The organism is Methanobrevibacter sp., from assembly GCF_045541095.1.
In the GTDB taxonomy this organism is placed as follows: Archaea; Methanobacteriota; Methanobacteria; order Methanobacteriales; family Methanobacteriaceae; genus Methanocatella.
Genome location: NZ_JAZQIJ010000128.1, coordinates 1 through 7,694 on the forward strand (window position 1 = coordinate 1; position 7,694 = coordinate 7,694).

The following is a 7,694-nucleotide window of genomic DNA, read 5'->3' on the forward strand; positions in this document are numbered from 1 at the left end:
GATTTTTTACAATTTTCATAATAATATTTAAGTACAATAAATAAGAAACTATTATTTAATTTAAATAGACTAAGTAGGTAAATATTATGGATAGGACACGAAAATTAATAATTGTAATTTTGATTATTGTTCTTATTGGTCTTATAGCAATTATTGCAGGAGCCCTGTTCATCGGCCATGATGTTGAGCTTACAGACGGCACAAAAAACATACTGGTTTGTGCAATTGATGAAAGTGAACAAAGGCCTGGAATGGGTGCATGTGACATGTGTTTCATAGTTACTCTGGATAATGGTACTCTTAAAAATTACACTGCTGTTTATCCTGGTGGATTAAGACATCCTACGGCTGTGGAGCCGGCTGAAGCCCAGTCCCAGGGTGCAGGATCAAAACTATTGCTTCACGATTCCTTCTGGGAAGCTGACAATGCCAAAGACATGCAGCTTGCAAAGGAAATTGTAGAATTCAACACTGGTAAAACAATAGATTCCGTTGTTGCAGTAAATACTGAGGCATTGGATGCTGTGCTTAAGGCGGCAGGCCCAATTGAAGTTAATGGAGCAAATACCACTGCCAGCGGTATTGATATCATCCGTGAAGAGGATTGGGGACAAGGTGTTTCAAGAGGCCAGGCGGTACTTGACATAGTTAAGGCGGCTGCAAAAAAGACATCTGATCCTGAAATCAAATCTGCAATGGTAAATGCAGCTCTTGACCAATACTCAAAAGGCAATATCATTATGGACCAGCAAGGTGCATTCGTAGGATTATTGGCATCAAAAGGAATTGAAACCTTATTCGGTTAATTCCTTTTTTTTCATATTTTAGGTTCTAATTTTTTCATGAACACGCCCATAAACATCACAATCATAGGAAACAGCACACCATATGTCAGCATCAGCACTGAAGTTGAAATTATATCTCCCATTACAGTTGACCCTGCCATTAGCATAATCAGAATAATCACGGGCGCCAGAATGGCGATGAACGTATAGATTAAAATGAAAGAATTCAATTTTTGCGAGTATTCTTTCAGTTTTATCTGCATGTCAAATGAAATGTCCTTTGCAATCACTTCCAGACTGTATGCCAGATTGCCTCCAACCCGTAAAGTGCCTATTATCTGCTGTACTGCACGTGTAAGTCCTTCAGATTTGCTTCTTTTAGACATTTCAAGCAATGCATCTTCAGTTGACTTTCCGTATTTTACCTCTTCAAGAACCCTGTTGAGTTCTTTTGAAAACGAGCCGTAATCTGCATTTCTGATTGTTATCAATGAATCATGAAGTCCCTTTCCAGATTTTAACTCAATTCCCATATGTCTTAATGCATATGGAAGTTCCCGATTCAGGTCGGAATAGCTTCGCTGTGACATTATCTGCGGATAGTACAAAACCAAAACATAAATCATCCCAACTGCAACCAAATACATCATTGCAATTTCAAAGGGAGAAATGAGCATTAAAACTAAAAACAATGTAAAAAACAGAAGGATTGTGGGCTTTTTCATTAAATGGGTTTTTAGTTTTTCTCTTATAATATCTATTTTTCCTTCATTTTTCATGGGTGTTCTGACTTCATTTTCAAGATTCAGCCTGGAAAAAATTGATTTGACAGTGTTTTTGTTATCATTGCGTTTTGAATTTTTAAGTGAAATTCCTTTAAGGGAAGAAATGATTCCTAAAACGATTTCACCAATCCAAATAAAGAATTTGTCTAAAATGTTATCACCTGCTTTTGATGATTCTGTTTAAAACCTTTTCGCTGTCACTGTAATATAAATCCAGAACATTTTTCACATCGTTTACTGAGCGGATGTTCTGGTGGACCATATGGTTCAGGATTATTTCCCTGTTTTCGATTTCTTTTCTGATTTCATTCAGGGATTTTCCACTCAATGCGGCTATTTGGGATAATGTTTTACTTGAAACACTGACGTTTTCAATCGAATCGGTTTCAGGATTCCATTCGAAAATCTTATTCAGCTGAACCACTCCGTTTTCAATACCTGCAACTTCGGCCACTTCACTGATTCTCCTGAATGAAACTCCCGAAGGTGAATATATTCTGTTCTGCATTATGATAAAATCTATTGCCTGAATCATAATTTCAGGAACAGACATTGGCGCATTTGTCAGTCTTGTAATGGTTTCTCTTGCATCATTTGAATGCAGTGTTCCAAATCCTGAATGCCCGGTATTTAATGCTGTAAAAAGTGTTATCGCTTCATCCGCCCTTACTTCTCCGACAATTATTCTGTCAGGGCGCTGCCTTAGGGAATTCTTTACAAGGTCATTCATTGTCAGTTCTCCTTTGTTTTCAACATTTGCAGGACGGGTCTCCATTCTGATTACATGTTCATGAGGAATCTGAAGCTCCAATGTATCTTCGATAGTAATTATCCTTTCCTTTGGATTTATAAATGAACATAATGCGTTCAGGGTTGTGGTTTTGCCTGAACTTGTCCCTCCGGATATGATTGCATTTGCGGATTTCACTCCAAGCCCGTCAATGCACAGCCAAAGAAATGCCGCAAGCTCCACTGAAATGGTTTTTGAATTTATCAAATCTATGATGGTCAACGGATCCTTTTTGAATTTTCTTATGGTCAGTGAGGGGCCGTCAGCAGACACAGGTGGAATTGTGGCGTTTATTCTTGACCCGTCTGTTAGTCGCCCGTCAAGAATTGGGGACTCCTGATCGATTCGGCGATTGATTTGTCTGGCTATTGAGTCTATCAAATCCTTCAGCTCCTTTTCATCATGAAATGTTATGTTGGTTTTCATCATTCCGTACTGTCTGTGATAAACGAATACCGGTTTTCCGATTCCGTTAATCATTATTTCCTCCAAATCGTCATCATGAATCAGGGAATCTATTTCGCCATATCCTACAATATCTCGTATGAATTTTTGAGCCAAGCTATTTAGATACTCCTTTGATATTTTCCTATTTTCGGCAGTGAAGTGTCTGAATAAAAAGTTCTTGATGTCATTTAATAGCTTGCCCTCATCCGGCTGGAAATTTTCACCGGATGATATGGCTAAATCCACTAGATTTTCACGAATTTCTCCAAGTATAATTTTTTCCTCAGGACTGTAATCTTGTCTGACTATGTCATATTGTGGTATAATGTCATAATTGCTCATATTTTCACCTTTAACGGATTTTTAGACAGTTAATAATTAGTATTACTAATTTATATAGTTTTTATTACTAACGAAATCATAATTACTTCCATAAAACAAAATATTATTGTAAAAGCAATTGTGGGACGGTAATATGATGGATATAGACTCAAAAATTAATTCACTGCATGAATGTGAAAACTGCAAGGACGTTATGATAAAAAAATTTTCACCGCTTAAGGATTTGATAAACTTCGACGATTATGACGGAGATTATATGAGGTGTGAATGCGGTAAAAGGCCTCTTGATGTAGTGATGAGCCATATATTGAAAATCATGATTGAAGAGGACATTGTTCCCGAAAAAGCATCACTTAGACGAAACAGTCCTGTTCCTCTATCCAACTTTTACTACAGTAGCTTAAACCCACAGTTCATCAATGAAAAATCACTAATATTGCTGCACAACGATTTCACTCCTGAAGTTGCATCAAAACTGATTGATGAGGTTCCTGAAGTCGAGTGTGTCCTGAAGGGAAGTCCGCAGGTTTTGGCAGGACAAGCTGATAGGAATTCTCAAATCAACCACTTTGAAGTCCTTGAAGGTGATGATACTCAAATTAACGTGATGAGGACTTTAATCGGTGATAGGATAGTTCTTGTCAAAAACCAGTCAAGACACCACATTGAAGTGGCAATGACTACGGAAGAAAAGATGGTAAGACTTCACAATTATCTGGTGAAAAACGACATAAAAAAAGGTGTAGCACTGGATGGCCTTTGCGGTCTTGGGGCTTTGGGAATATATCTGCTTAAATTCGGATTTGAAAAGGTAATATTCAACGACATAAATCCAGAGATGGTTGAGGCTTTGAAAAACAACTTAAAAATCAATGACGTTGGGGATTCATTTGAAATACATAACGAATCCTTTGAAGATTTGGAAATTGGGCGTGTGGATTTGTGCGTAATTGATGCATTTCCTGGTGTTGACATTTCCGAAATCACTGAAAAGGCTGAAAAAATAGCAGATAATGTGGTTATTATCTAGCTATTTTAAGCATGTTGATTAAAATCTTTTTGAACTATTCCAATAATTGCTTTATTGAATTTTTTCTTTTTTTTCCATTATTTCACATCATATAAACATTTTCATGTAGATAACAATGGCTGGAATAATCAAAACTCCCATCAGATGGGATTTGCCGATTCCAAGGTAGTGGGGAAGCATTCCCATCGCTGTGGATGTTATCAAAGCCAATGTCATATATCCGAGAGGGACCTGATAATAAAAAACGAAAACGTATAATATTGTAATCTGAAGCAAGATTACTCCAATTGATAGCTTTTTATAGTCTACTCTACTCATCAATCTCGAAAATGAATCTCCTAGTTTTAAGGACAATACTAGCGAAACCGATACTGCAATAAGGGATGCGAAAATGAAAATGGCCAGATGATTTATGCTCATCTCTGAAATCAGATATGACATGTAAACTGCTATTCCGCTTCTTGGATTGCCGATGATGTAGATTGCAATCAGTGAAAACAGACAGTCGGATACGTTCAACCCGGAAGTTGCAAGCAAAAAGTTAACGGTATCCTCATCGTCATTGTCGTTGGCTCCGCTTGCGGCCTGTGCTATCACTGTTCCCTGTGCAGGTCCAAAACCTGGAAGAAATCCCAGAATCGCTCCGGTTATGCCTCCTGCAAAAATACTTTTGTACTTTGTGAAATCCAAATTGAGCTCATAGAATGGGTTTTGATGAGGGAGTGTTGAGGAGTCGTTCAGGCTGAAAAGTATTGTGCTTATTCCGAAAAGCCCTGAAAACGTGCACATCAGAGATACTCCTGATGGAATTGGGGTTTGAAATGTAATCCAGCCCAGAATTCCTGAAAGTATAAAAAGCAGCAATGCCCATAAAAAATCCCTGGTTGAACGGGTCATGTGATGGGTGAGATAGATTGATGCAAACAGGAGTATCATCCAGGTGTACGGTTTTGATATGTCATGCAGCATAGGAAGAAGTACGGAAAATATCGGAAGCATTAAAATGGTTACTATTATGGCTCCGAATCCGCCCACGGACACTATCCTTATGACTTCCTTCGACCTTCCCTGAAGCACCATCCTGTGTCCGGGCAGTATTGAAGTTGCTGTTCCTTCTTCAGGCACTCCTAAAAGCATTGACGGGACAAATTCTATCAGTGCATGTGCGATTGACATCGAAACCATCAAAACGCAGAGAAATTCAGGTGAGAGGAACGTCAGAAGGAATGTTGATGATGCAAACAATATTGCTCCGGCAGTGTTGACATGTATGCCGGGTATCATTCCTGTTGTGGTTCCAATTAATATGCCTATAAAACATGCTATAACTAATTCTATCATACCTATTCATTGTTTGAACTTCAATTTAAAGGTTGTTTAAGCCATTTAGTTGAATTATACTGATTTGGAATAATTGATTTCATTTGATTAAATTTGAAAAAGTATAAATGTGTGCAAGTTGATATTATTATTCATCATGTCTAGGCCGAGAAATATTATACTGCTTTTAATCATCATAATCGCATTGGTATTGGTTAAGATGTTCGTAGTAGGGTCTTTTTTTAATTTGATTTTCCCCGAACCTTCAAGAGCGGATGAAAATGATAACGTTACCGTAGATATTGGGGGCGACGGCTTTTTAGTTGCCACTATTAAATATTCGCTACTCGTCAATGAAAAGAATATTTCAGATTCCAGTTTTGAAACGGCTGATGGAACTTTCAGATGGTATGGTGCAAAAAACATTACTTATGTAAACACGTTCAAAATGAAGGATTATCTGATTGTGTGGAAAACAACACTGGATAAATATGGCTGGGTTGATGAGAATAAGGATATAAATCAATATATTTCGACATATCTGACCGATAGGGATGCAAAATGTTTCATTGAATATTCATATGAAAATAAATGTGTTTATGGAATTGTTTTGGGAACAAGCAATATATCCTATTCTGAATCCAATTTGATGTATAAGGTTTTGGGGCTCAATACAACAGGATTTGATTTGACCTATTCTTCCAGTGGCGGCGGAAGCTATTATACAGGTTCAGGTTATGGAGGATATCATACTGTGGTTCCCGACAGATATACATTATCAAGAACTGACCCCGGCGCATATTATGACCATTATGAATATGGGGATAATTATGACATTGACGATTATCTGGAATCTGAAGGTTTCGATTAGAACTTGGATCTGTTGAATTCAAGGGTCTTGAGTGAAATTCCGGATAATATTTTAAGCAGTTCATCATGGGAAATGTCAAGTTCTTCGCAAATCATCTCATCCCATTCCTTTTCTTTTTTTATGATGAACTCTGCGGTTTCAATTCCTTTTCTGGTCAGTGTGATTTTATATGCTCGTTTGTTGTTTTCGTTGATTTCTCTTGTGATTAATCCTTTTTCTTCAAAATCCTTGAAGGCTCTGGAAACTCCGCTTCTGTCCATCAGACATGCCTTTGCAATGTCTGACTGATTGGTTCCCATTTCATAATATAAAAACAGCAGCATGTAGTATTGGCTTGGTAAAATCTCAGTTTCATTTTTGATATGCTTGTTGATGTAGAAATCATGGGTTTTGCTCAGTGAAATCAGATGATTCACTATAAACGGGGATTCCTTAATTATGTCGTCGTATTCTATCATAAAAATCACTCTTATTATTATATTATAGTCAATATTTAAATAGTATTTGTAACAAATTAAACACAGTGATTATTATGAATCGTAAAATCATCATCATTTTAATAGTATTGGGGGCTTTTCTTATATTGCTGAGCCCGGTATCTGCTAAGGAAAAGGTAAACGTAAAGATATCCACTGATAAATGGCTTAACGGCAAGGGTGTAATTATAATAAAGCTTGTTGACAGTCACGGCAGGGAAATCAAAAGCAAAGGAACTCTTCACTATACAATAACTGCTTCCAACGGAGATTACAAATGGGCTTACGCTCCGTACAAGTCACTTCGCTTAAAGTATGATCCGGGAACATACAATGTCTATGTCAAGTTTGACGGCGACAGCAAGTACAAGTCCGTTTCAAAATCAAAGGATGTTACCGTAAAAACTACAAAATCAGGATTTGATGCATATAACTATTATGATAATCATCATTGGGGTTTAAATCAGGAAATTGATGATTATATTGAGTACAACTATTGGGACGAGGAAATTTATGATGATCCCGCAACCTATGACGGTGAAGGTCCATAGGGCTGATAGTTATTTAAATTTAATTTTAAAAAATAGTGAATCATTGTAAATTCAATTAAAAGAGAATAAGATGGTGTTTATGTGTTTTGGAGAGTTATATAAACACCAAATTCGTTTTTTGGAAAATTATTTGGCAGATAGATTTTCCGATGTATTAAACTAGAAAATTGTGAAAAGCTAATTTAATACAAATTTTATGTTTTGGAGATTGTATTATTACTGACTAGTAATATGTTTTGTTAAAGTGAAAATTTAGGCGTGCCTAAATATATGTCACTTGTATAATAGTTAGTTTTT

At 36.8% G+C, this 7,694-nt stretch carries 8 protein-coding genes; 4 read left to right on the plus strand and 4 right to left on the minus strand.

Translation table 11 applies throughout. The annotated features are described in order from the left end of the window. Window positions 1-86 precede the first annotated feature (86 nt). Entirely contained in the window at window positions 87-806 is a 720-nt protein-coding gene (locus ACKI2P_RS05430; protein WP_407375740.1) for a DUF4012 domain-containing protein, read from the plus strand. Window positions 807-817: 11 nt separating this feature from the next. On the opposite strand, the gene ACKI2P_RS05435 is transcribed toward ACKI2P_RS05430, so the two are convergent. Next, the gene (locus tag ACKI2P_RS05435) at window positions 818-1,510 is read right to left on the minus strand and encodes a type II secretion system F family protein (protein ID WP_407375742.1); all 693 of its coding nucleotides are present in this window, start codon (window positions 1,508-1,510) and stop codon (window positions 818-820) included. 217 nt (window positions 1,511-1,727) lie between these two features. After that, the gene (locus tag ACKI2P_RS05440) at window positions 1,728-3,149 is read right to left on the minus strand and encodes a CpaF family protein (RefSeq protein WP_407375744.1); all 1,422 of its coding nucleotides are present in this window, start codon (window positions 3,147-3,149) and stop codon (window positions 1,728-1,730) included. A 133-nt stretch (window positions 3,150-3,282) separates the two neighbouring features. Here ACKI2P_RS05440 and ACKI2P_RS05445 point away from each other — a divergent pair, with 133 nt between their 5' ends. Beyond that, window positions 3,283-4,179: an SAM-dependent methyltransferase gene (locus ACKI2P_RS05445; protein ID WP_407375746.1), complete on the plus strand. Its 897-nt coding sequence runs from the start codon at window positions 3,283-3,285 to the stop codon at window positions 4,177-4,179. Between the two features lie 87 nt (window positions 4,180-4,266). Here ACKI2P_RS05445 and ACKI2P_RS05450 read toward each other — a convergent pair whose 3' ends face one another. After that, complete coding sequence (locus tag ACKI2P_RS05450; protein WP_407375748.1) at window positions 4,267-5,520, minus strand: tripartite tricarboxylate transporter permease; 1,254 nt, start codon at window positions 5,518-5,520, stop codon at window positions 4,267-4,269. Between the two features lie 136 nt (window positions 5,521-5,656). Here ACKI2P_RS05450 and ACKI2P_RS05455 point away from each other — a divergent pair, with 136 nt between their 5' ends. Beyond that, on the plus strand, window positions 5,657-6,370 hold the full coding sequence (locus tag ACKI2P_RS05455) for a hypothetical protein (protein ID WP_407375750.1): 714 nt from the start codon (window positions 5,657-5,659) through the stop codon (window positions 6,368-6,370). Here ACKI2P_RS05455 and ACKI2P_RS05460 read toward each other — a convergent pair. After that, on the minus strand, window positions 6,367-6,828 hold the full coding sequence (locus tag ACKI2P_RS05460) for a MarR family winged helix-turn-helix transcriptional regulator (protein ID WP_407375752.1): 462 nt from the start codon (window positions 6,826-6,828) through the stop codon (window positions 6,367-6,369). The two genes, ACKI2P_RS05455 and ACKI2P_RS05460, sit on opposite strands and share 4 nt — an antisense overlap. Before the next feature lie 74 nt (window positions 6,829-6,902). On the opposite strand from ACKI2P_RS05460, the gene ACKI2P_RS05465 reads away from it, so the two are divergent. Next, complete coding sequence (locus ACKI2P_RS05465) at window positions 6,903-7,397, plus strand: hypothetical protein (RefSeq protein WP_407375754.1); 495 nt, start codon at window positions 6,903-6,905, stop codon at window positions 7,395-7,397. The last annotated feature ends 297 nt before the right edge of the window (window positions 7,398-7,694 follow it).